18 protein-coding genes are annotated in these 24,839 nt (G+C 44.3%); 10 read left to right on the plus strand and 8 right to left on the minus strand.

All coding sequences use genetic code 11. The features are described 5' to 3' along the window. The first annotated feature begins 6 nt into the window (after positions 1-6). Both GO493_RS12455 and GO493_RS12460 read left to right on the plus strand, forming a co-directional pair. Positions 7-1,014, plus strand: a complete 1,008-nt coding sequence (locus GO493_RS12455; RefSeq protein WP_157306488.1) for a family 43 glycosylhydrolase — start codon at positions 7-9, stop codon at positions 1,012-1,014. A gap of 106 nt (positions 1,015-1,120) precedes the next feature. Further along, on the plus strand, positions 1,121-1,972 hold the full coding sequence (locus tag GO493_RS12460) for an alpha/beta fold hydrolase (protein ID WP_157306489.1): 852 nt from the start codon (positions 1,121-1,123) through the stop codon (positions 1,970-1,972). Between the two features lie 71 nt (positions 1,973-2,043). Here GO493_RS12460 and GO493_RS12465 read toward each other — a convergent pair whose 3' ends face one another. After that, positions 2,044-2,526, minus strand: a complete 483-nt coding sequence (locus GO493_RS12465; protein WP_157306490.1) for a GNAT family N-acetyltransferase — start codon at positions 2,524-2,526, stop codon at positions 2,044-2,046. A gap of 527 nt (positions 2,527-3,053) precedes the next feature. Here GO493_RS12465 and GO493_RS12470 point away from each other — a divergent pair. Both GO493_RS12470 and GO493_RS12475 read left to right on the plus strand, forming a co-directional pair. Next, complete coding sequence (locus GO493_RS12470; protein WP_157306491.1) at positions 3,054-3,980, plus strand: family 2A encapsulin nanocompartment shell protein; 927 nt, start codon at positions 3,054-3,056, stop codon at positions 3,978-3,980. Continuing rightward, positions 3,964-5,655 (plus strand): family 2A encapsulin nanocompartment cargo protein cysteine desulfurase, encoded by a 1,692-nt coding sequence (locus GO493_RS12475; protein ID WP_157306492.1) that lies wholly within the window; start codon positions 3,964-3,966, stop codon positions 5,653-5,655. Before GO493_RS12470 ends, GO493_RS12475 begins: the two co-directional genes overlap by 17 nt. Positions 5,656-5,668: 13 nt before the next feature. On the opposite strand, the gene GO493_RS12480 is transcribed toward GO493_RS12475, so the two are convergent. The 3 genes from GO493_RS12480 to GO493_RS12490 form a co-directional block, all read right to left on the minus strand. Beyond that, positions 5,669-6,514 (minus strand): class I SAM-dependent methyltransferase, encoded by an 846-nt coding sequence (locus GO493_RS12480; protein WP_157306493.1) that lies wholly within the window; start codon positions 6,512-6,514, stop codon positions 5,669-5,671. A gap of 241 nt (positions 6,515-6,755) precedes the next feature. Continuing rightward, positions 6,756-7,268: a peptide-methionine (S)-S-oxide reductase MsrA gene (msrA, locus tag GO493_RS12485; protein ID WP_157306494.1), complete on the minus strand. Its 513-nt coding sequence runs from the start codon at positions 7,266-7,268 to the stop codon at positions 6,756-6,758. A gap of 109 nt (positions 7,269-7,377) precedes the next feature. Beyond that, a complete protein-coding gene (locus tag GO493_RS12490; RefSeq protein WP_198315698.1) occupies positions 7,378-9,099 on the minus strand; it encodes a CocE/NonD family hydrolase in 1,722 nt (573 codons plus the stop codon). A gap of 184 nt (positions 9,100-9,283) precedes the next feature. On the opposite strand from GO493_RS12490, the gene GO493_RS12495 reads away from it, so the two are divergent. Together GO493_RS12495 and GO493_RS12500 are read left to right on the plus strand one after the other, a co-directional pair. Next, complete coding sequence (locus tag GO493_RS12495; RefSeq protein ID WP_157306496.1) at positions 9,284-9,508, plus strand: dodecin family protein; 225 nt, start codon at positions 9,284-9,286, stop codon at positions 9,506-9,508. A gap of 184 nt (positions 9,509-9,692) precedes the next feature. After that, positions 9,693-12,062, plus strand: a complete 2,370-nt coding sequence (locus tag GO493_RS12500; RefSeq protein WP_157306497.1) for an ABC transporter permease — start codon at positions 9,693-9,695, stop codon at positions 12,060-12,062. Between the two features lie 10 nt (positions 12,063-12,072). Here GO493_RS12500 and GO493_RS12505 read toward each other — a convergent pair whose 3' ends face one another. Continuing rightward, a complete protein-coding gene (locus GO493_RS12505) occupies positions 12,073-12,642 on the minus strand; it encodes a Crp/Fnr family transcriptional regulator (protein WP_157306498.1) in 570 nt (189 codons plus the stop codon). Between the two features lie 30 nt (positions 12,643-12,672). After that, positions 12,673-12,897 (minus strand): DUF2798 domain-containing protein, encoded by a 225-nt coding sequence (locus tag GO493_RS12510; protein WP_157306499.1) that lies wholly within the window; start codon positions 12,895-12,897, stop codon positions 12,673-12,675. 181 nt (positions 12,898-13,078) lie between these two features. Here GO493_RS12510 and GO493_RS12515 point away from each other — a divergent pair, with 181 nt between their 5' ends. Next, the gene (locus GO493_RS12515) at positions 13,079-13,807 is read left to right on the plus strand and encodes an SDR family oxidoreductase (RefSeq protein ID WP_157306500.1); all 729 of its coding nucleotides are present in this window, start codon (positions 13,079-13,081) and stop codon (positions 13,805-13,807) included. Between the two features lie 29 nt (positions 13,808-13,836). Next, positions 13,837-14,754, plus strand: coding sequence for a helix-turn-helix domain-containing protein (locus GO493_RS12520; RefSeq protein WP_157306501.1), 918 nt, complete (start codon positions 13,837-13,839; stop codon positions 14,752-14,754). Here the strand turns inward: GO493_RS12520 and GO493_RS12525 are convergent. Beyond that, the gene (locus GO493_RS12525) at positions 14,743-15,462 is read right to left on the minus strand and encodes a DUF4386 domain-containing protein (protein WP_157306502.1); all 720 of its coding nucleotides are present in this window, start codon (positions 15,460-15,462) and stop codon (positions 14,743-14,745) included. The two genes, GO493_RS12520 and GO493_RS12525, sit on opposite strands and share 12 nt — an antisense overlap. 106 nt (positions 15,463-15,568) lie before the next feature. Between GO493_RS12525 and GO493_RS12530 the strand changes: the two genes are divergently transcribed. Further along, a complete protein-coding gene (locus GO493_RS12530) occupies positions 15,569-18,601 on the plus strand; it encodes a sensor histidine kinase (protein ID WP_157306503.1) in 3,033 nt (1,010 codons plus the stop codon). On the opposite strand, the gene GO493_RS12535 is transcribed toward GO493_RS12530, so the two are convergent. Continuing rightward, positions 18,594-19,232: a response regulator gene (locus GO493_RS12535; protein ID WP_157306504.1), complete on the minus strand. Its 639-nt coding sequence runs from the start codon at positions 19,230-19,232 to the stop codon at positions 18,594-18,596. The genes GO493_RS12530 and GO493_RS12535 overlap by 8 nt on opposite strands. Before the next feature lie 356 nt (positions 19,233-19,588). Between GO493_RS12535 and GO493_RS12540 the strand changes: the two genes are divergently transcribed. Beyond that, positions 19,589-24,839 (plus strand): Ig-like domain-containing protein (locus GO493_RS12540; RefSeq protein ID WP_157306505.1); only part of this gene is annotated, 5,251 nt, incomplete at its 3' end.

Genomic DNA, 24,839 nt, shown 5'->3' on the forward strand with positions numbered 1-24,839 from the left:
ATCCATATGAATAAACAACTGGGAATATTATTGGGATCATTAATTATATCTATTGCCTGCACCGGTACTATACTGGCGCAAAAAAGCAATCCTGCCCCCAAACCTGTTTTTGCAGACCCGGTATATGATGGCGCTGCCGATCCTGTTATCATCTGGAATAAAGAGAAGAAAGCATGGTGGATGTTCTATACAAACCGCCGTGCCAACACTGACGATTCAACAGGCGTTCGTTGGGTACATGGTACTCACATTGGCATAGCCACATCTGCAGATGGCGCTACCTGGCGCTATGTTGATACCGCCAATATCAACTACCGTCCTGACGAAGGATATACCTTCTGGGCGCCCGATATTATTGAGCACAATGGCCTTTATCACATGTACCTTACATATGTGCCGGGTATATTCAATAACTGGAACCATCCCAGGAACATTGTTCATTTAACCAGTACCGACCTGATGAACTGGAAATATAAATCCACTCTCAAACTGGCTAATGACAACGTTATTGACGCTTCTGTATTTTACTTACCCGATGGCAGCTGGCGCCTTTGGTATAATAATGAAAAGGACGGAAAGAGTATTTACTATGCCGATAGTAAAGACCTGTTCCACTGGGAAGATAAAGGCAAAGCTATTGATGCAAGAGGAGAAGGACCAAAAGTATTTCGCTGGAAGAACAGCTACTGGATGATCGTTGATGTATGGAAAGGAATGGATATTTACCAGTCTGACGATCTGCTGAAATGGAAACACAATGCAAGAATACTCGAAGAACCGGGCAAAGGCAAAGATGACGGAGCAATAGGCGGGCATTGTGATGTGATAGTGAATGGGGACAAAGCATGGGTATTCTATTTTACCCATCCGGGAAGAACAAAAATAAACCCTGCTCCTAACCAATCAGTAGCCGCCAGAAGAAGCGTCATTCAGGTTGCTGAACTACAACTGAGAAACGGAACCATCACCTGCGACCGCGACCAACCGGCATATATACGCCTGAATAAGCCCTGACGCGGGGGGAATCCGGACAATATCAAGGTGTTTTGCGACAAATGCCGTTATGCAGTTTGTGCTATTCTGCTGAAGTTGTAACTATGCAGTGAAAACAAACGCATCCATGAAAAAATTAACATTCATTACGACGACCCTGTTACTGTTCATTACATTACAATCTTACAGCCAGAAGGTTCAACCCGTTACCAGTGGCTTTGCCAGCAACCAGGGAGTGAAAACATATTATGAGGAATACGGCAAAGGCAGTCCGCTGATATTACTGCATGGCGCTTACATGACCATTGGTATGAACTGGAATGAGCTTATACCGGAATTATCCAAAACCCATCGCGTAATTGCCCTTGAACTACAGGGACACGGGCATACCCCGTTAACAGACCGTCCTCTGACATGGCCTACTCTTGCGGCCGATGTAGCGGCTGTTATGAATCATTTAAAAATAGACAGCGCTGATGTGATAGGTTACAGCTTTGGTGGTACAGTAGCTTATCAGCTGGCCATACAAAACCCTGAGAAAGTAAAAAGAACAGTCATCATTTCTTCCACCTATAAAACCTACGGCTGGCAAAAAGAAGTAGCGGCTGCTCTCAGGTCCATGACGCCTGAAATGCTGACAAATACACCTCTCAAAACTGCCTATGATGCAGTAGCTCCGGATAAAACAAAATGGGAACCCTTCTTAAAGCAGATGATCGCGTTCGATAATATTGACTACAATTTCGGAGACGATAATATTAAAAAGATCAAATCTCCGGTACTGCTTATTTCTGGGGATAACGATGGAGTTGATAAAATCGAGTTAATAAAAACCTACCAGTTACTGGGAGGCTGTGTATTCGCAGATATGGGAGCTATGCCAAAATCTCAATTAGCTATCATTCCTGCCCAGGGGCATGTGAGCCTGATGATGCAAACAAAGCAATTGCTTGAATACATTACTCCTTTCCTGAAATAATCACATTGCTAATATTGACTGATAGCAGTATTCTCAGGGATACTGCTATCTTTTTTTGTGGCAATCACCGATCATATCAATTTATAAATGTATTCTTCTATTTCCATTTGTCTTGCACTTGCAAATCCCCTATCATTACCAATTTTAACAAAGCCACATTTCTCCAGCACTCTTTGTGAGCCGAAGTTGTCAAAAGCCACCCTTCCGAAAATTGGCCTGGTCTTTTCTACTTCCAGGAGCTTCATAAGTGCATTTGATGCAATGCCTTGTCCCCAAAGTTCTCTATCTATCCAATAAGTAATCTCTGCATCTCCATGCATTACAAATTTAGCCACGCTACCAGCAATGCGATCATCCACCAATATTGTGCGCATGTTAATTTCCGGGTTGGTCAGAAAACCTGTCCATTTCTTTATAAAAGCGGTTTTATCGGCATGGCCTTCAGGCATGAAAGCTGCCAGATAACAAGCTTCCCTGTCAAGTTGAAACTGGAAGAGCTGTTCTAAGTCAGCACTCTCCGTATGTCTGAGTTTGATTTCTTTTTCAGCTGTCATATATCTGTTGGGAATGAGCTATTTATTCTCAATATTCAATTTCCTGTAATGCGTTTTCCTTTATAGCCATCATAGTTACACCAATATAGGAATAAATATAATTACCCGGCAAACCTCGTCTAATAATGAATAGCCCCTTATCCTCCTTGTCCACCTGGTTTATAAATGTTTTCCATACAGTTCCTTCCCCTCAACTCTACCTTTCAAGTATATTTAAAGCATGTTTGAAGCATGTCTTAAGCATGTTTAGTGTATGTATTGCGGTACCTGTTTAGCGCCACGGTATTTCTCACTTAGCATTTCTGAAATTGGAAAAACTCAGGCTGAGTATTACCGGTAAAGAAATAACTTGGCCAAACAGCGGGCTTATCTTATATTTAAGGTACCACCAATAAATAAGAGCGCTCTGCTAACGAAGCCGTACCCCATTTAACCAGATGAATGCAAAAATAAGGCTGGCTGCCGCAGGCGTTTTGCTACAGGTAATTTATTACAAACACTTATTCAATTAATAAATAATACCTTTTATGGCAAATCAGAGTAGCAATTATCAGCAAACGGCTTTGGGTGATGTAGCTGCAAGACAGCTAGCCATTGCCACCCGTACGGTCCCCCAGATGGTCACTATCAGCCCCCGCTGGCTTACCCGTCTGCTTAACTGGGTTCCTGTGGAGTCGGGTGTGTATCGTTTAAATAAAGTCAAAGATGCAGGTTCCATTGTTGTGGATTGCTCCGCCCGGGATGAACATATCCTGCCGCAAACCTTCGTGGATTATATCGACAACCCGCGCGAATACAACCTGGCCGCCGTACAAACGATCGTAGACGTACATACCAGGGTCTCTGATCTGTATAGTAAACCTTATAACCAGATCAGCGAACAGTTGCGGTTAGCGATTGAAACCATTAAAGAAAGACAGGAAAGCGAATTAATCAATAATAAGGAATACGGGCTGTTAAACAGCGTAGCTCCATCACAAAGGATTAAAACCCGTACAGGAGCTCCTACTCCTGACGATCTGGACGAGCTGATCTCCCTCGTGTGGAAGGAACCGGGCTTCTTTTTATTACATCCGCTGGCGATAGCTGCTTTTGGCCGTGAGTGCACCAGGAGAGGCGTTCCCCCTCCTACTGTATCTCTTTTCGGCTCTCCATTTATTACCTGGCGGGGTATCCCCTTAATCCCTTCCAACAAACTGCCCATAGAAAACGGTAAATCAAAGATCATTCTCTTACGTACGGGTGAAAGTCGCCAGGGCGTAGTAGGTCTTTTTCAACCAGGTTTACAGGGTGAGCAATCCCCCGGTCTGTCCGTACGTTTTATGGGTATTAATGAGAAAGCCATTGCATCATATTTAGTGTCATTGTATTGTTCACTGGCAGTACTGGTCGATGACGCCATTGCTGTCCTGGACGATGTAGAAACAGGATTCTACCATGAATACAAATATTAATAACACAGCTCTGCCTGATGAAGCCGCATTGGAAAAGCTGGCCAATGAACTTTTTCGCCAGGCAGACACAGGTAATGGCATACCTGGGCAGGAAGTGGTAGCTCAACAGGCTATCCCACCTTCTGTGGCAGGTAGCGGACAATCGCCCGCCGGTATCCTGCATGGTAATAATATTAATATAGACAATCCGCAAACCGGTTTCCCGGATAAAAATCTGCAGGATATCAACTCTTCTTCCATAGCGGGCGACAGTCTTTTTTCCCCGGCTCTCCGGCTAAAAGAATATCTTCCATATGAGGCTGACCCTGCACATTTATTTAACCTGCAGGCTATATTATCGCTGATCCCTGTTGATAATGGCATGGGATTGCAGTTACCAGGTACAGTTGATCACGCTCTGGAAGATGTGCCTGCCTATTATTTCCTTGAAAGTAAGCCGGCGCTTGTTTCATCCTGGGGTTTTGATGCCTATGCAGTAAAGAAGGATTTTCCTATCCTGTCTGAACATGTGAATGGTAAACCCCTGGTATGGCTGGATAACGCAGCTACAACCCAAAAGCCCCAACAGGTGATTGACAGGATCAGCCATTATTACCAGCATGAAAATTCCAACATTCACCGCGCTGCCCATGAGCTGGCTGCCCGTGCAACAGATGCATATGAAGACGCCCGTAAGAAAGTACAGACTTTCATCAATGCCGGCTCTCCCAATGAAATTGTTTTTGTACGCGGCACCACTGAGGGTATTAACCTGGTAGCCAAAAGCTGGGGAGAACAATACCTGCAGCCAGGCGATGAGATCATCATTACCCATCTTGAACATCATGCCAACATAGTACCCTGGCAGCAACTGGCCGATAAAAAAGGTCTGAAACTGCGTGTAGTACCGGTAGACGATGACGGACAGGTATTGCTGGACGAATACGCAAAACTGCTGAACAGCAAGACAAAGCTGGTGGCATTTACACAGGTATCCAATGCTCTGGGCACTATAACTCCGGCTCATACTATTATAGAACTTGCCCACCAGGCAGGTGCTAAAGTATTGCTGGATGGCGCACAGTCTGTTTCACATATGCGCACTGATGTGCGGTCATTAAATGCAGACTGGTTTGTCTTTTCAGGACATAAAGTATTTGGGCCTACAGGTATTGGCGTGTTGTACGGCAAAGAAGACCTGCTTAACCAGACAGCACCCTGGCAAGGCGGTGGCAACATGATCAAAGATGTAACGTTTGAGCATACCGAATACCACAATGCGCCCACCCGCTTTGAAGCCGGAACAGGCAATATTGCGGATGCTGTTGGACTCGGAGCTGCTATTGATTATGTAAATAAACTGGGGATCGATAATATTGCTTTGTACGAGCATTATTTGCTGGAATACGCTACCCGTTTACTGAGACAGGTACCTGGCCTGCAGTTGATAGGCACTGCCAAAGAAAAGGCAAGCGTTCTGTCTTTTACCCTGCAAGGTTATTCCAATGACCAGGTAGGACAGGCATTGAACAAAGAAGGTATTGCTGTAAGAACAGGGCATCATTGCGCCCAGCCTATACTTCGCAGGTTTGGCCTGGAAAGCACGGTAAGACCATCGCTGGCTTTCTACAACACCTGCGCTGATGTAGATCTTCTTGTGGCCACTTTATTACAGCTAAGAGCTGCTAAAAGATAGGATAACCTATCTTTTAGCATGCCACTGTTACTCTTAAAAAGGTAGCAGGAATAGAAGTGCTGCCAGAATCCCCACTCCTGTTCTCACGGTTAAATAACTCTTCCAGCTCATGCTGCAACTCTGCGGACTTACCACTCTTTTCAGCTGCTTCAAATGCATTCATAGTAGGACCATAGTAATTCTTAAACCTTTCAACCAATGCAGAGGGAGAGAAAGGTGCATTAAAGGTATATGTATCCTTCACAAAGGAGATCTTTTCCGGGGGAATACCAGTTTTACCAAACCGCTCTTTCACATGATCTTCTATACCCCATAACATAGGACTAACAAACCCTTCCGGCGGCGGTGGTGTATATGCAGAACTGATCTTCAATATCTGAGCTACAAGTGTAGGATCTCCGGGTATCCAGTTTCCCATTATAATCTGGCTACCATGGCGTGTAACCCTTACCATTTCCTTTGCCACATCAAAAGGTTTTGGTGCAAACATAGCACCGAAGATGCTTATCACCAGGTCAAAGCTTTCATCGTCTATTCCCTCCAGGTTCGTAGCATCCCCTTCCCTGATAGAAATACCGGTAAGCCCTTCTTCCTGTATACGTTTATTTCCTGCTGCAACAAGGTTCCTGGCAATATCCACGCCTAATACCTTCGCTCCAAGCCTGGCTGCAGGAATAGCAGTAGTACCATCCCCACAACCAAGATCCAATACATTCATCCCGGAGTTAATTCCGAGCTTATCAATTAATGCAGCACCACTTTCCCGCATAGTTTCTGAAATACGGGTAAAATCGCCCTTCTCCCATAAAGCCTTGTTAGGATTCGCAGCAGTTTGTTGCGCGCTTGCTGGTTCACTCATAAGTATTGTTTTGAGGTTAAAAATGTATGGGGCTTCAAAGTGGTAGTAAACAAAGGAGATCAAATAAAGCTGAGGTACTAAAGATAAAAAAAATAACCCGCTAAGGCGAGGGCACTGAAAAAGTAGTTTTCTTTAAAGAAATATTCGGGTAGGGGGTGGAGAATATTTTCGAATAGACGATTCTCAGAGCCTACGTAAGGACTTTTTCAGTGCCCTCGCTAAGGCGGGTTATTTTTTTTATCTATTTTTCTTTTTCTTTCGTCTCGCCCAGTTGCCACTCCGGACGGATATAATGACAGGTATATCCGAATGGATGTTTCTGCAGGTAATCCTGGTGTTCTTCCTCTGCATCCCAGAAATCAGATGCAGATACAATTTCAGTAACAATAGGTTTGGAATATATACCTGCAGCAGTCAGTTCTGCAATAAGCTCCGTTGCTGTTCTTTTCTGTTCTTCATCCAGATAGAAGATAGCCGAACGATAGGATGTACCGATATCATTACCCTGCCTGTTCAAAGTGGTAGGATCATGGATCTGGAAGAAGAACTCCAGCAGCTTACGGTAAGAGATCTCATCCGGGTTAAATTCGATCTTTATTCCCTCTGCATGGGTTCCATGATTACGATAAGTAGCATTACGCACATCTCCACCTGTATATCCTACCCTGGTTTTAATTACCCCGGGAAGAGCACGGATAAGTTCTTCCACTCCCCAGAAACAACCACCAGCTAATATTGCAGTTTGATTTGACATAGTCTCTGTTTTATTATTAATGCAGCATCATTTATGCCAGGACAATATTGGAGGCCAATTTAGCATACATTGGCATATAGCCGGGAAAAATTCTGCCAGTATGGCAATCCTATTTCTCCTTATGGCCTTTCAGGACAGGTATTTCAATATAACTATCATTCTGCCATTTTACTTTCAAAAGCTCTCCGGCATCATCCATCGTTTCATCACTCACATCTTTCCCTGTTCCGTAATTGAGCTGGGAAAATGAATTTTTATTGACATTGATCACTGCAAGCAATCGGCTTCCTTTGCTTAGCTGTCTGCTCACCAGCTTAGTATTGGAGAAGGGAATGCCCTCGATCTTACCAGGGGTTAAAAGATGCCTTGTAGTAATATCTTTGGCATAGCTGGCACGACCTAAAAAATAAGATAATTCAAAATAAGTTCCGTCAGGCATTACTTCATATAGAACAACTCCCAGATCAAAATCCTTCTTATTGATGATCGCTTTTATTTCTCCCGAAAATGCGCCATTCACAATAACAGGTTCCTTAAAAGGCTCGCTGAGGAAAAAGAGGCCATTGCTCGTATCAAGTTCTTTCCTGATGATAGGGTCCGGATAGTAATCATTATAATACGTGGTCCGGTCCTTAAAATCTATTTCCTGATAAAAAGAACTCCGCTTCAACGGTTTCCTCTCAGTTAGCTGATACCTCCCGTCCTTCCTTGTATCGCTCAGGTATAAATGGAGCACCTCATTGTGCATTTTATCCAAAGATGATGCATGCCTCCATTCATTAGCACCCATTACTTCATAGTTAATTCTATCCTGCAATATAGCAGGTTTCTTCCCTCCTTTAAAGATATAATCAAACCATTCGTAAGTGATCTTTCGTGTATTGATCAATGCTACAGTATCTACTTCATATCCATTGAGCACCTTCGCCCCTCCCCTCTGTGAACCGAAATGGTCGTAGGGACCAATAATCAGGTAATCTTCATTGTTCTTATAGTATTTCGTATGCTCCCTGAAGTAGTACAGGCTGGATAGCTGAGAATCGTTATAATATCCATCAATAACCAGCACAGGTATAGTTATCCCGGAAAATTCCTCTTTATATGGCACCATGCTTTGCCAGTAAGTATCATAGGCTGGATGCTGCAACCAGCGCTGCAGATATTTATTGGGAGTTCCGTCAACACTATCAATTTTCCGGTATGCGGTTCCTGCTTCCCACCAGGCCTGTTGCATTTTCCTGAACCGCGGCCTGTCGTTCCCTACAATGGTATCCAGCTCCTTGTTGTTAGTTACATAGAAAGCCCATTCATAATTTGGATTGACGAAGATGCCATTCTCTACCGGCAATCCCATACCCGGCCTGTTTGCTGCATAAGGCACAATGGTCTTCAGAGCCGGATGCAGCTTCTTAACAGCCGCCCATTGGGTGAAGCCATTATAGCTTCCACCGTACATTCCTATCTTTCCGTTACACCAGGGCTGTTTACTTATCCAGTCAATAACATCGTAGGTATCTTTGCTATCATTTTCATATGGGAAGACTTCGTCAGGGCTATACCGTTTTCCTCTCGTGTAAGCCATAACGCCGATATAGCCATTGTCTACCGCTATTTTCAAACTATTCACATCCCTGCTGCGCACATAGATCGTAGACTGTAAGATGACAGGTAAAGGAGTTGTTACTCCTTTTCTTTTAACCACAATAGCAGATATAGAAGCACCATCTCCTGTTCTGATCAGAACGTTATCCTGGATGTCGTAGATGCTGTCAGCAGGTGTAGATTGCCGGGGAAATACGGGTACAAGGGCAATGAGAAGTAAACAAATCAAGATAAGCAAGTTCTTCATCGATAATATTATTTGGGCTAAAGGAGAAAAATAATAAAAAAAAACGGCATTTATTGTTTCAGCTCTGGTTGGGACTGCTCTACACTTCTCCAGGGGAATACCCGATGGCACTGAATTTGTCGCGATAAAATAGTCAATTTTATTTAGTCAACTAAACTTTAAAGTTATGCCTATTGTAAAAGTGATTGAAGTAATAGCCTCATCAGAGAAAGGTATTGAAGATGCGATCCAGAATGCACTTACAGAGACATCCAAAACTATAAGAAATATTGATTCAATTTTCGTAAAAGATATCAAAGTGCATGTTAAAGACGGCAAAATTGCTACTTATGGATTGATCTGTAAAGTCTCATTCCGAATTGATGACAACGAAAGAGAAAATAAACATTGATGAAACCGGTTTTTAAATGGGAACATCAAAAAGGTCAGTGGTGAAAAAGAATTTATTGTCCGGAAATGGACTTAGTATGCCCATAATCGAACAGATAAAGATCAATGTCCACTGGTTTCTCAATGAAAAGAAAGCCTTTATGCCATGGCACGGGTATTGAGCATAGGCAGAAACGCTATTTGCCATGCTGTACAACTATCTGAAAATTGCGTATCGAAATATAATCCGTAACAAAACCTTTTCCACTATCAACATCCTGGGCCTGGCCTTAGGCATGGCATCAAGTCTTCTTCTTTTGTTATGGGTACAGGACGAATTACGCATTGGCAGGCAGCATGCTAATACAGGTCTTTTATACCGGATCATGGAGAATGAAATTGCTGATGGACGGATTGTAACAGATGAAGATACGCCAGGTCTTTTACCTGAAGAGCTTAAAAGACAATTTTCTGAAGTAGCTTATGCGGCAGGAATATCGTCTAACGAAAATCATGTATTGAGTGCAGGTGAAAAAATATCCCGGCAAAGCGGTTGCTACGCCGGAGCTGATTGGTTCAATATGTACAGTATTCCATTACTGACAGGTACATCGCAATCTGCTCTCAGCGAACCAGGTAACATTGCTATTTCCCGCAAGACAGCTGAAACCTTTTTCAAAAATGCCCAGGCAGCGCTTGGCCAGGTTATCCGGATAGATAATCATACTGATTACAAGGTATCCGCTGTTTTTGAAGACCTCCCGGATAATTCAACTGATAAATATGATTTTCTTCTGAACTGGAAGACATTTTTAAAAAGGGAACCATGGCTGAACGTTTGGGAGAATGGCGGACCAGGTACAAGGATACAACTCAGACCAGGAACGGACCCTGATAAAGTTAATGCTAAACTGAAAACTTTTCTGAAAGGCCGGAATAAAGATATCAGTCCTTCATTCAACATCGAACTATTCTTACAGCCTGAAGCAGAGGTCTATTTGTATTCTAACTTTAAAAATGGTCACCGGGATGGCGGCCGCATTGAATATGTCCGGCTTTTTATTATTGTAGCTGCTTTTCTTCTGCTTATTGCAGGTATCAATTTCATGAATTTAGCTACTGCACGATCTGTTAAACGGGCCAGGGAAGTAGGTGTCAGAAAAGCAATAGGGGCTGAACGGCGCTCCCTGATCTGGCAATTCATGAATGAGGCTTTATTGATGACAGCACTTGCAGCTATCGTGGCTATTATAGCTGTCTGGATAAGTCTTCCTGTTTTTAATCAGTTAACCGGCAAACAGCTATCCCTGCCCATAGGTAACTTTACTTTCTGGATGCTGTTAGCAGCAATACTGCTTGTTACAGCCGGGGTATCCGGAAGTTATCCGGCATTATTTCTCTCATCAATCAGGCCGGTACGTGTGCTGAAAGGAACATTACACATAAGTGCCGGATCGCAGCTTTTCCGGCGTGGTCTCGTTGTTTTCCAGTTTGTTCTGTCCATTTTAATGATTGTTGGCACCATTGTCGTTTATCAGCAGTTACAGTATGTCCAGACAAAAAATCTTGGATACGACAGGGAGAACCTGGTAGTTATTCGTGGAGAGGGAGAAATTGCGCAGAAGTACCAGGTATTTAAGCAACAGCTATTGCAGCTGGCCGGTATTCAGTCTGTCACCTATATGCAAACAAGTCCGCTGCAGAATGGTAATACAACAGATGGCGTACAATGGTCAGGTAAAGAGCCTGGCCTGGCTATCCAGTTTAACAATACTTCGGTGGGATATGATTTCGTTAAAACGATGAAGTTACAGCTTGTGCGCGGCCGGGACTTCTCGCCGGAATTTGGAACTGACTCTGCCAACTACCTGATAAATGAATCTACCGCGAAACGTCTCGGCTATAAAGATCCTATTGGCCAGCCACTCACTTTCGGGAAGCATCCCGGTATAATTGTGGGCCTGCTTAAAGACTTCCATTTCAATTCGCTTCATGTACCCATCCGTCCAATTATTATCCGGTTGAATGACCAAGGGGCATATGGGAATATCCTGATCCGGACACAGCCAGGCCAGGTAAAACAGGCACTTTCCAACATTGAAGCAGTTTGCCGCAAAATGAATCCTACATTTCCCTTTTCCTACTCATTTGTAGATGAAGAATTTATGAAAGTATACAAAAGTGAGGCTGTTGTAGGAAAGCTGATCACGCTGTTTGCCTGTCTTTCCATTTTTATTGCCTGCCTTGGCTTGTTTGGTCTGGCAGCTTTTATGGCTGAGCAACGGACAAAAGAGATCGGTATCAGAAAGGTTTTCGGTGCTTCGGTAGCCAGCATTGTAACTCTGTTATCCAGGGATTTTATAAAACTTGTCCTGATCGCCATTCTAATTGCTTCTCCGTTAGCCTGGTATGCCACAGCCCAATGGCTGGAAACATTTACTTACAAGATCTCCCTTTCCTGGCCTGTATTCGTTATAGCCGGACTGTCAGCAATAACGATAGCGGTGCTGACGATCAGCTTCCAGAGTATCAGGGCAGCCCTGGTCAACCCGGTGAATAGCTTAAAGGGGGAATAAAATTTTCAATTCAGATCTTCGACTTTAACCTGCTTAATGTTTCCTGCGATATGTTGAGGTAAGAGGCAACCATTTTATTAGGCAAACGCCTGACAATAACGGGGTTTTCTTCAAGCAACTGACGATATTTCTCTGTTGCATCCTGTGTCAGGAATGACATGAGCCTCCTGGTATTATTCACATACGCCATTTCCAGGTAACTACGGTAAAACTTCTCCCATTGGGGAATGATGTTGAGCAGATGATAAAAATCGTCGTGGGTGATATACAACAATTCCGTAGGTTCTATTGCCTGGATAAATTCCACTGAAGGTTCGCCTGTTATGAAGCTGACCAGAGCCGTTGCAAACTGGTTCTCAAAAGCAAAATGCCGCGTTGCTTCCTGCCCTTCTTCGTTAATGAAGAACAGCCTTAAGCAACCTTTGCCAACGAAGAATGTTCGTTGGCTGGTTTGCCCATGAGCCAGCAGAAGTTCATGTTTCTCCAGCTGTAATGGTTTGAAGTAAGAAAGAATAAAATTTAACTCTTCCTCAGAGACCCTTATTTTGTTGTTAATGTAACTGCGAAGCTGTTCGTACATGCAGGATTAAAATCTTTTAAAGTTCCTAATTTAAGACTTTGCTGCAACCTTTTCAGCCAATTTACGGGCATTGGGAATGATAATAAAAGCAGCAGCATAAGCAACCGGCACCATAACGCTCCATGCTTTAAGGAATTTAATAAACCAATCTTCACCAAAGCCATAGTTCCGCATAAGCCCTACAAATGCCATGATCAATGTCATTGGTATTACTACAAATAATGTGTTGATGTACTTAAAATGTTTCTTTCTCATTTTTTTTAAATTTTAAATTGATAACGATGCAAAGGTGCAACGACTATCAATTTCAATCTTTGATGTACATCAAAAAATGATAAAAGCATTCCGGCAATACCTATCTGACTACAATATTTACCAATCTGACTACTTATTACGGGGTATCATACCGGAACTTTGCAATTAAAACTAACAATATATGCACAATCAAATCGAAGGTAAAGTAGTGGCCATCACCGGAGCAAGCAGCGGCATTGGCAAAGCAATTGCCATGGAATTATCCAGGCTGGGCGCAAAGATCATTCTCGGCGCCCGCAGAACGGAACAATTAGAAAAGATCGTAGACGGGCTCAGCAACGCCATATACGTTACTACAGACGTCAGGCATAAAGCCGACCTTGAACGCCTTGTCAACGCAGCTGTTACTGAATATGGCCGGCTGGACGTGATTATCAATAATGCCGGTGTTGCCCGGACCAGCCGGATAGATGAACTGGATATTGAAGGCTGGGAAGAAATGATAGATATTAACCTGAAAGGCGTCCTGTATGGAATGGCAGCGGCCATACCCGTTTTCCGGCAGCAGCAGTCAGGGCATATCGTCAATATCATTTCTACCTCTGGACTAAAGATAGTGCCCACCCAGGGAGTATATGCCGGAACAAAGAATGCCGTTCGCACCATAGCAGAAGCCTTCCGGCAGGAATCTGACGGTACAATACGGATAACAGGTATTTCTCCGGGAGTAGTAAAAACAGACCTCACTCATAGTATGAAGAACAGGGAAAGCCAGGCAGCTATCCTGGAGATGATGGAACAACTGGCCATCAGCCCGGAAGCAATTGCCCGCGCAGTATGTTATGCTATCAGTCAGCCGGCAGATGTGGAAGTGGGCGATATCGTGATCCGTCCCTCCCGGCAGAATTAGTTGTAATTTAGCCTGTAAAAGCCTTTCGCATGAAATCTTTCATGTCAGATACATATACTATCAGCAGCATCTCTGAGCTGATGCGTTACCTGGAACAACCTGAGCCTTTGCATCCATTGGCAGCCGTAGTGGATTATAACCAGGTGGGTCCCGGCGCCTTTGAAAAGGGAAAGAAGATCCTTCTTGACCTGTATAAAATTTCATTCAAAACACAATTCCGGGGACAGGTAAAATACGGTCAGGGATATTACGATTTCGAAGAAGGTGGATTGGCCTTTATAAAGCCCAACCAGATCGTTGCCTCGCCAGAGGACGACCTGAGCTATGAAGGCTATGCCCTCTTCTTTCATCCGGACTTTATCAGGCACTATCCCCTTAACAACACGATAGATAATTACGGCTTTTTTTCATACTCCGTCTCGGAAGCGCTATTCCTTTCAGCTAAAGAAAAAACGGTCATCATTAACCTGTTTGGGTTGATAGTAACAGAACTGGAGAATAATATAGACCAGTTCAGCCAGGATATTCTTGTATCGCAGATAGAGCAGTTATTGAACTATAGTCAACGGTTTTACAACAGGCAGTTCATTACCCGCAAAACTGTCAATAATGAGATCATCGCTGCGCTGGACAAACTGTTAAAAGTTTATTTAAACGAAGGTAAGGGCCTTGAAGACGGCCCTCCTTCGGTACAATATGTTAGCGGTCAGCTGCAATTATCACAACGCTACCTCAGCGATATGTTACGTTCACTTACGGGACAGAATACCCAACAATATATTCAACATAAAGTGATAGAATACTCCAAAGACCTGCTTGGCTCAACCACGCTTTCAGTAGCTGAGATAGCTTATCAGCTGGGTTTCGGACATCCCCAGTCTTTCAGTAAACTATTTAAAGCAAAAACCAGCCTGTCGCCATTGGAATACAGGCAATCATTTCATTGATTCCCATTTTTCAACATTCACACCTTTTATCAGCAGCCACAAACACATTGAAAGTTCTCCGATTAAAATTAACGGACCAAGGACAGTGGAGAACAACAGTTCTTCCAATCCGGGAGAGAAGATCAGTAAAAATGTATTCAGCAGATAACATACCCCTACAATACATAGCATAACACCTAAAAACCCTGGCAGAAATTCAGACTTAAAGACCAGGTATCCATCTATCAGACATTCAAAAGCAAAGAATACAAGGCCAAATCCAAAGCCATATGAATGCACTTTAACTGAAAGATAGCTTAGCGACTGTAACTGTTCCTGGCTGAATGTTTTCAGATAACCGGCATCTTCCATCAGGAACAGCGGCATCATTAAATTCATTTTATTGGCTACTAACACTGCGGTCTGTATCAGGCCGAAAAGAAGCGAGAGTAGCGCAAGGCTCTTGTTTACCCGTTTTAAAAGCGTATAATAAACCAATCCGAGCACCAGGTCAAACACATGCATTATAAGGTCACCAAAAACACCAACGCGCCATAATAAGGGGGAAGCCGATATATTTTTAGTAGTTGCGGCAGCATCTCCCGGTACGATCATTTTATTCCGGATAAATATCTCACCCATAGCGCCTGCCACGATTATTATGAGGTAGGCCAGGCCGCCAATGCGGGCATATACCTGGGGAGAGGTTTCAATTTTCTTTATTGTCATGGTATATATGTTTGGGACTGAGGGCCAATGATAGCTCAAAAGTTTATAATTATTTAGCTATTTTTATTCCCTGTGTTAAAAAAATATTCTCATCGTTATATCCGGAATGCGAGTTATTCTATCCTTTTTACTTTTATGGATCCCTGTATCTCTTATGGCGCAGGCTCCTTATACCATACGTCATTTCACTGACCAGGACGGGCTTCCCCAGAATAGTGTGAAATATATAGCTCCCGATGGAGACGGCTTTCTATGGATGGCAACTGAAAGCGGGCTGACACGCTTTGATGGCAGCCGGTTCATGAATTTCACCAGCAGCAATACACCGTTCAGGAACAGCCGTATTGATTTTATCTATCCTGCCGCCACTGAAGACGGACTGCTGGCCACTACCACAGATCATGAAGTACTGAGTATTCACAACGGTAAAGTGCTTGTGCCTACTAAAATTCCACAGGAATTCGGCTATCTCCGCCGGGGCCAGACAGATGAAACCTATGCTGTTATCCGCCTGCCGGACCGGTATATAAATGCTGTAAATTCATCTCATTACCTGCTGGCACATGGAGCTGACAGCTATTTCAGAGTAAGCCGTGACACCATCAGCCTGTTAAAGGGCAGCAAAGTGCAATACAGCGTCTATTACCCCCAGGCTGATGTCAACCGGCTATTTACGTTACAGGGGTACCTTTGCAGTATCCAAAAAAATGGGCAGGCTGTACGGATCACCCCTGCCGGTATCCGGCCCTTGCGTCTGACAGGCGATCTGCAGACAATCCTCTCCCGATTGGGATCAGAGGAAATGCCGGGGATATATTGGAACATTCCCGCAAAGCAATTATTCATCTACCACGATAAGACCTGCTACAGGCTTGAGCTTACAGACAGTTCTACCTTAAAGGCCACCCTGATGCTGAAAGGCTTTGATTTTCCCAGGAATGGGATAGTAAACCTATATAATGACAGCACTAATAAGCGGCTGTTCCTTGGCAGCTCGACCAAGGGGCTTTTTGTATGTAACTCACAACAGTTCAAAGGGATAAAGGCAGGTCAGGAAGAAGATGAAGTATATTATGCACAGGCGCCCTTCGGCACGCAGGGCATTGTTACTCCACAGGGAGTTGCCCTGGACCCGCAAACCGGCAAAAGGACCAGGATACCCCTGCTGGATAAAAAACCTACTGATAAATACAGCATCACCCGCGATCCGATGGGTAACTACTGGTATAAGGACTATGCTACAGTAATGAAATTCAACAGTGACCTTAGCAGGTTATTATGGAAGCACCGGTTTAACCAGCAGATAGGCCAGCTGTTCATAGACGATGACAGTGTGCTCTGGATAGGGACCAAGCAGGGGCTGTATACCATCCATACTCCCGGTGCCCGTCCCGAACCTAAGTTATATGAAGCCAATCTTAACAACATCTCCTATGTCATAAATGACAGACACATTCTATGGGTGGGAACAGGCTATGGCTTACTTCGTGTTGACCGGCGGACAGGTAAAACAGATAGCATACCACAGCTCAACGACCGTTATATCAGGAGTCTTTATCTCACCGCTCCGGATGAGCTCTGGATCACGACAGACAACTATGGCATTTCCCTTTATAAGGATAATCGCCTTATTCCCCTGCCTACCGATGAGAACAAATACCTGGAGGCTGCCCATTGTATTGTACTGGATAAACAGGGATACCTCTGGATCAGCACCAATAAGGGATTATTCCAGGCCAGTTACCGGGATGCGCTGGAATATGCAGCAGGCCGGCAACAAACACTATTCTACCTTCATTACGGTAAGGAACAGGGGTTCTATACCAACGAATTCAATGGTGGCTGCCAGCCCTGTGCCTTACAGCTGCAGAACGGAGACATTTCCCTGCCATCGCTGGAAGGGCTGGTGTACTTCTCTCCTTCCTCCATACGTCCTGAGTTTCCCGAAAAAGGGATTTTCATAGATAAGGTAGAGCTGGATACCGGAATTGTTACCGCCGAAAATTTAATTTCCCTGCCCAACGATTTCAGACATGTAAGATTCTCTATCAGTACACCTTATTTCGGTGATCCCGGTAATCTTCACCTGTATTATTCCCTTGAAGAAGAAGGAAAACATAATAAGGTGCTATGGCTTCCAGTGGCTGATAACAGGGTCATTGAGTTCTCTTCCATGCACTCCGGTAAATATACTCTTCGCATACGCAAGCTCAACGGTTTCGGAAAGGATAATATCACAGAAAAAGCCCTCACTATACTGGTAGGAAAAGCTTTCTATGAAACCGGCTGGTTCCGTATACTGGCAGGCATCCTGCTCCTGCTTACAGGTTTCGCTTTGTCCTGGTTCCGTATCAGGAGAGTGGAGAAAATGAACCGTGAACTGGCATTACGTGTAGCAGAGCGGACCAGCGCGCTGGAAGAAGCAATGAACACCCTGCAGATATCAGAACAGCAATTACGCAGACAGGGATTTATTCAGCAACGACTGATAGCGGCTATTTCACACGATCTGAAAACGCCGCTGAAGTATATGATGCAGGTAATAGGAAAAGGTAATGAACAGAAGAGTGAGATAGGGAAAGACGAGCGAAAGATCATTTACGAAAGCCTGTACAGCATGTTTCATATGGTGGAAAACCTGATCCAGTATATGCGTTCGCAGTTCATGGATGATGTATCCTCTCTCGAAATGGTGGATCTCCGCCAGTTACTGGAAGAAAAAGCTAACATTTTCCGGGTAGTGGCCAGGGCCAGGGAAGTGGAGATACTAGATCACACACTGCCTGATACGGTTGTACTGGTTAACAGGCAGTTGCTGGCCGTGGTGATCCATAACCTGCTGGATAATGCCGTTAAATATACCCGTAAGGGTTATATACAGATACAGGCCTCCTGCTACGCTGAACAGATACACATACGGTTTGCAGATACCGGTATTGGTATACCCCCGGCTATAATAAACTGGATCACGCAATATAAAGAGATGCCTGCCAATACAGAAGGAAAGCTGTCTTCGCCGGACGGGATCGGCCTGATGATGGTGATAGAGCTGCTACAGCTCCTCAACGGTGATATTACCGTTACTGCCAATAAAGATCAGGGGACCATTATCGATATTACATTAGACGTTATCAGGTAGAAATATTATGCGTTCTCATTTTTTCCAGCAGATCAACAATAGTATTAACCTCCAGCTTTGTGAATATGCGCGCTTTATAAGTACTTACTGTTGAAAGCTGCAGATGCAGTTTCTCTGCTATTTTGTTTAACGGGATACCTTTCGAAAGCAGGTTCATTACCTCCAGTTCTCTTGTAGAAAGGGATTCAAAAGGATTGGCCTGTGGTTGTCGTTGCAGCATTATTTTATTCAGCATCAGCTGCCGGGTGGAAGCGCTCATATATTTCTCATGCCTCAGTAATGTCTGGATAGCCTCTTTTGTTTCTTCTTCAGGTGAATTTTTACTGAGATAACCATCGGCTCCTGCCATCAGGTAATCTATTGCATACATCTTCTCATCGTAAGCTGAGAACATAAGTACCATAATACTGGGTTGTTTCAGTTTTACAACATCCAGCATCTGCCTGCTGTTACCTCCCGGCAGATTGATGTCCAGTATCAGCAGGTCAAACTGTTGTTTTCCCAGCATCACTACTACGTCATCAAACGCTTCCACTGCCGTTATTGTAGCAGGGATATCAAGATTGGAAATTATTTTCTTAAGACCATAACGTACAATAGAATGGTCATCAGCAATAAGAATACTGGTCATTTATATCGGATAAGAGTAAGTGTCAGACGGTGTTCCTCCTATGGTGTGCGCAAATATATATAGTATTTTCAATAATCAGCAACAGCTTGTTTAAGCTAAAACAGATGCACTACCTGTCGTGTAGTATTACTACTACATACATGACAAAAAACTTCTATTCATCAAGAAACGTAACCAATTTACCTTCGCCCCGCTCATAACAAATGAGTTTGTTTGCTCCTGTAATACCCTTATCGTCCTTTCAGGCAAACAATTAAAAGATTGCGCTGGCAGTGGTCATTGAAAATGGTTATGTATATAACCATGTGGAAGCCCTATGTTCTTAATGTTTATTATCTGATACTTACTTGATATCTATGAATAAATTTTACAAAAAATCCCTGCTCTCCTACCTGATGGCCCTGGGTATGTTTGCATCGCATGAAAGTTATGCAGACGGCTCAAAGGATCTCTATCCCAGTGGAGCTACGGGGCACAGGGCCTTCCTTGTCAGCACCACCAATACGACTACAAACAACTGGTTGTTTACAACGTTGGGGGTACATTATGTATATGTTAATCCCGGTGAAAAAGTAGCTGCTGCTTCCAGTGCCCAGGGTGTGGGTAACGGGCAGATCAGGCTGACTGCTCCTGATGGAACGGTTTATCTGTCAACCGTCGGATCTACTACGGGAAAGATCGCTAACCGTACGGAAGAGCTACAGGGCCCCCTGGTTGGTTATACCCCGTTTGTGCGGACGGTAGGCAGTAATCAGGGAGGGTTGTGGAAAGTAGAATTCATACCTGTAAATACTCTTGATGGCAATGGCTTCAATGGCGGTACCGTTCTTGCTGATGCGGCATGGACCCAGAATACCACTAACAACTCCATTGCAGCATGGGATGTTTCTGCATTAAGTGCTTCCAATACTATTATTCCCGGCAGGATGTATTCTAATGTGATGAATATGTATGTTGATAACGGGAATTTTTATGGTAATTTCTATATCCAGACAAATGATGGTTATACATATAAAGTTAATAACAATGGAATGGCGGGGATAGGCTTTACTTTCTTTGTGAATAACAAAGGTATTGCCACCAGTACTGCTGATAATGCTACTCCGACCTATAAGAGCCTGAACTCAACAGCCAGTATTCCTACCAAAGACCCGAGGAGCGCTGATGGCGCTCAAAGCGTTACCCAGAAGATATTTTATACCACACCGGCTGCTGACCTGCCAGCATCGGCGTTATTACCCGATGGCAGTACTACCTGGCTGAAAGTGCCTAAAGTAGTCCCTACCGTAAGCAATATCAGCATAGATGGTGTAGAAGGTACTGTGGGACAGGTAAGCAGTAAAGGTGCTTATATTAAGTTCACTGCTAACCAGGCAGGTAATTTTCGTATTACCCTGACTGGTTCCGGTAGTTTTGTAACAAGGACTATTAACGGTTTTGCCTCTGCAGGTGTAAACTCTATATTCTGGAATGGGAAAGATGGTGCAGGTACTAGTCCTTCCCTTGGCACGGCAGCTATTACTGCCGACATAAGGCTGCAAGGAGCGGAAGTGCATTTCCCTTTCATAGATGTGGAATATAACGTGAATGGTATCATTATTGAACAGCTGAACGATAATGGTACTGTAAAGACAGATATTGTTTATTGGGATGACAGCAATTTAGCCAGTGCTGCCGGCGCGTCAAGTCCTATGGCTAATGGGAACTCCGGAAGCGGGCTTTCCAGTAATTCTAATGGTCATAAATGGAGCAGTAATTTCGGTGATGCCAAGACCATGGATACATGGACCTATATTCTGGGTGATATTGCCAGCAAAAATACTAACCTGGTTATCAGGCAATCTGATCTTGCAGTACAGGGTATCACTACATCCGGATCAGTAACAACTGTAGCAGCAGGGCAACCTGTTACCTATACTATACCTGTTGTAAATAACGGTCCCAGTGATGTAACCGGTGCCCCATTTGCATTTAAAGTACCTTCGGGATTCACTATATCCAACATCAGCTATACTACCAGTTGTGGTACTGTCAGAAATGCGGCAACAGACGCGTCAGGAAACTACTCAGCTTTGCTGGATATTCCGAATGGCTGTATTATTACCTTCAATATAACTGGTATTCCGGGTGCAGCTCTGGCTGGCAGTTCATTGAATATGGAAGCAAGCGTTATGCGTCCAAGCGATGTAACTGATCCGGATGCTACCAACCCGGATGTAGCAGTACCTCCTACGGATCCTCATGTGGAATGTAAGAATGGTACGACAACAGAATCCTGTAATAACATAAAATATAATACGGGTGTTACTGTAACTGCAAGTGCTGATATCGTAACTGTTAAAAAGCTGAAAGATGCTGCTAAAACGACCTTTGCGCCAGGGGAAGCTGTTGTATATACTATCACTGTAACCAACAACGGCCCTAGTGATGCAACCAATGTAAACGTACAGGATGCGGCACCGGCTGGTACGAGTATCAGTGCATGGACAGCTACTGTTACTACTGGTACTGCTACCTTACCTGCTACCAGCGGAACAGGTAACCTGAACCAGACTATCTCTACCTTACCTAACGGGGCTGTTGTTACTTATGAAGTAACCGTTCAAACTCCTGCCAACTATACAGGCAGTCTTTCTAATACAGCAACTGTTACAAGCGGTACCAGCGATCCTAACCCGGATCCAACATGCCCGACCTGTACTGCTGCTAGCATACCAGCTACTCCAAGTGCTGATATCGTAACTGTTAAAAAGCTGAAAGACGCTGCTAAAACGACCTTTGCACCAGGAGAAGCTGTTGTATATACTATCACGGTAACTAATAACGGCCCTAGTGACGCGACCAATGTAAACGTGCAGGATGCGGCACCGGCTGGTACGAGTATCAGTACATGGACAGCTACTGTTACTACTGGTACTGTTACCTTACCTGCTAGCAGCGGAACAGGTAACCTGAACCAGACTATCTCTACCTTACCTAACGGGGCTGTTGTTACTTATGAAGTAACCGTTCAAACTCCTGCCAACTATACAGGCAGTCTTTCTAATACAGCAACTGTTACAAGCGGTACCAGCGATCCTAACCCGGATCCTACATGCCCGACCTGTACTGCTGCTGGCATACCAGCTACTCCAAGTGCTGATATCGTAACTGTTAAAAAGCTGAAAGATGCTGCTAAAACGACCTTTGCACCAGGGGAAGCTGTTGTATACACTATTACTGTAACCAACAACGGCCCCAGTGACGCGACTAATGTAAACGTACAGGATGCGGCACCGGCTGGTACGAGTATCAGTGCATGGACAGCTACTGTTACTACTGGTACTGTTACCTTACCTGCTAACAGCGGCACAGGTAACCTGAACCAGACTATCTCTACCTTACCTAATGGAGCTGTTGTTACTTATGAAGTAACTGTTCAAACTCCTGCTGACTATACCGGTAGTCTTTCTAATACAGCAACTGTAACGAGCGGTACCAGCGATCCTAATCCGGACCCTAGCTGCCCTACCTGTACTGCTGCCAGCATACCTGCTACTCCAAGTGCGGATATCGTAACTGTTAAAAAGCTGAAAGATGCTGCTAAAACAACCTTTGCGCCAGGGGAAGCTGTTGTATACACTATCACTGTAACTAATAACGGCCCCAGTGACGCGACTAATGTAAACGTACAGGATGCGGCACCGGCTGGTACGAGTATCAGTGCATGGACAGCTACTGTTACTACTGGTACTGTTACCTTACCTGCTAACAGCGGCACAAGTAACCTGAACCAGACTATCTCTACTTTACCTAATGGAGCTGTTGTTACTTATGAAGTAACTGTTCAAACTCCTGCCAACTATACAGGCAGTCTTTCTAATACAGCAACTGTTACAAGCGGTACCAGCGATCCTAATCCGGACCCTACATGCCCTACCTGTACTGCTGCTAGCATACCAGCTACTCCAAGTGCTGATATCGTAACTGTTAAAAAGCTGAAAGATGCTGCTAAAACGACCTTTGCACCAGGGGAAGCTGTTGTATATACTATCACTGTAGCTAATAACGGCCCTAGTGACGCGACCAATGTAAACGTACAGGATGCGGCACCGGCTGGTACGAGTATCAGTACATGGACAGCTACTGTTACTACTGGTACTGTCACCTTACCTGCTAGCAGCGGAACAGGTAACCTGAACCAGACTATCTCTACCTTACCTAACGGGGCTGTTGTTACTTATGAAGTAACTGTTCAAACTCCTGCTGACTATACAGGCAGTCTTTCTAATACAGCAACTGTTACAAGCGGTACCAGCGATCCTAATCCGGACCCTACATGCCCGACCTGTACTGCTGCTAGCATACCAGCTACTCCAAGTGCTGATATCGTAACTGTTAAAAAGCTGAAAGATGCTGCTAAAACGACCTTTGCACCAGGGGAAGCTGTTGTATATACTATCACTGTAACTAATAACGGCCCTAGTGACGCGACTAATGTAAACGTACAGGATGCGGCACCGGCTGGTACAAGTATCAGTGCATGGACAGCTACTGTTGCTACTGGTACTGTTACCTTACCTGCTACCAGCGGAACAGGTAACCTGAACCAGACTATAACTACTTTGCCTAACGGCGCTGTTGTTACTTACGAAGTAACCGTTCAAACTCCTATTAGTTATACCGGCAGCCTTTCTAATACAGCGGCCGTTACGAGCAGCACTAACGATCCAAATCCGGGTTGTGCAGCCTGTACTGCGCCCACTATTACGGCAACCACATTAGCTCCACCAACTACAACAAATGATGTAGTTAATATTAAAGAAGGCAGCAACATTACCATACCCGTACTGACAAATGATGTTGCAGGAGGAGCCTCAATAGTTCCTTCGACGCTGGAAATAGTTACACAGCCACAACATGGTACGGTAACTGTAAACACTGATGGAACTGTTGTATACGCTCCAGAAGTTAACTACAACGGTACTGATACATTTACATACAGGGTAAAAGACGCCGCAGGTAACTGGAGCAACACTGCTACTGTAGATATTACAGTTACACCTACCCCGCCAGTTGCTGGAAATGATGTTGTAAATACCAAAGAAGGCAGCAACGTTACCATACCTGTACTGACAAATGATGCGCCGCAAGGTAGCCCGATCGTTCCTTCAACGCTGGAAATAGTTACACAGCCACAACATGGTACGGTAACTGTAAACACTGATGGAACTGTTGTATACACTCCGGGTGCTAACTACAACGGTACTGATTCATTTACATACAGGGTAAAAGACGCAGCAGGTAACTGGAGCAACACTGCTACTGTAGGTGTTACAGTTACACCTACCCCGCCGATAGCTGAAAATGATGCTGCAGATACAAAAGAAGGCAGCAACGTTACTATACCTGTACTGACAAATGATGCGCCGCAAGGTAGCCCGATCGTTCCTTCAACGCTGGAAATAGTTACACAGCCGCAACATGGTACCGTAACTGTGAACACTGATGGAACTGTTGTATACACTCCGGGTGCTAACTACAACGGTACTGATTCATTTACATACAGGGTAAAAGACGCAGCAGGTAACTGGAGCAACACTGCTACTGTAGGTGTTACAGTTACAC

This window comes from Chitinophaga tropicalis, from assembly GCF_009758205.1.
Taxonomy (GTDB): Bacteria; Bacteroidota; Bacteroidia; order Chitinophagales; family Chitinophagaceae; genus Chitinophaga; species Chitinophaga tropicalis.

Excerpts from the sequence above, each read along its gene's own strand:
- GO493_RS12455 (WP_157306488.1), top strand. The coding sequence starts at position 7 with ATGAATAAACAACTGGGAATATTATTGGGATCATTAATTATATCTATT.
- GO493_RS12460 (WP_157306489.1), top strand. The coding sequence starts at position 1,121 with ATGAAAAAATTAACATTCATTACGACGACCCTGTTACTGTTCATTACA.
- GO493_RS12465 (WP_157306490.1), bottom strand. The coding sequence starts at position 2,526 with ATGACAGCTGAAAAAGAAATCAAACTCAGACATACGGAGAGTGCTGAC.
- GO493_RS12470 (WP_157306491.1), top strand. The coding sequence starts at position 3,054 with ATGGCAAATCAGAGTAGCAATTATCAGCAAACGGCTTTGGGTGATGTA.
- GO493_RS12475 (WP_157306492.1), top strand. The coding sequence starts at position 3,964 with ATGAATACAAATATTAATAACACAGCTCTGCCTGATGAAGCCGCATTG.
- GO493_RS12480 (WP_157306493.1), bottom strand. The coding sequence starts at position 6,514 with ATGAGTGAACCAGCAAGCGCGCAACAAACTGCTGCGAATCCTAACAAG.
- msrA (WP_157306494.1), bottom strand. The coding sequence starts at position 7,268 with ATGTCAAATCAAACTGCAATATTAGCTGGTGGTTGTTTCTGGGGAGTG.
- GO493_RS12495 (WP_157306496.1), top strand. The coding sequence starts at position 9,284 with ATGCCTATTGTAAAAGTGATTGAAGTAATAGCCTCATCAGAGAAAGGT.
- GO493_RS12500 (WP_157306497.1), top strand. The coding sequence starts at position 9,693 with ATGCTGTACAACTATCTGAAAATTGCGTATCGAAATATAATCCGTAAC.
- GO493_RS12505 (WP_157306498.1), bottom strand. The coding sequence starts at position 12,642 with ATGTACGAACAGCTTCGCAGTTACATTAACAACAAAATAAGGGTCTCT.
- GO493_RS12510 (WP_157306499.1), bottom strand. The coding sequence starts at position 12,897 with ATGAGAAAGAAACATTTTAAGTACATCAACACATTATTTGTAGTAATA.
- GO493_RS12515 (WP_157306500.1), top strand. The coding sequence starts at position 13,079 with ATGCACAATCAAATCGAAGGTAAAGTAGTGGCCATCACCGGAGCAAGC.
- GO493_RS12520 (WP_157306501.1), top strand. The coding sequence starts at position 13,837 with ATGAAATCTTTCATGTCAGATACATATACTATCAGCAGCATCTCTGAG.
- GO493_RS12525 (WP_157306502.1), bottom strand. The coding sequence starts at position 15,462 with ATGACAATAAAGAAAATTGAAACCTCTCCCCAGGTATATGCCCGCATT.
- GO493_RS12530 (WP_157306503.1), top strand. The coding sequence starts at position 15,569 with ATGCGAGTTATTCTATCCTTTTTACTTTTATGGATCCCTGTATCTCTT.
- GO493_RS12535 (WP_157306504.1), bottom strand. The coding sequence starts at position 19,232 with ATGACCAGTATTCTTATTGCTGATGACCATTCTATTGTACGTTATGGT.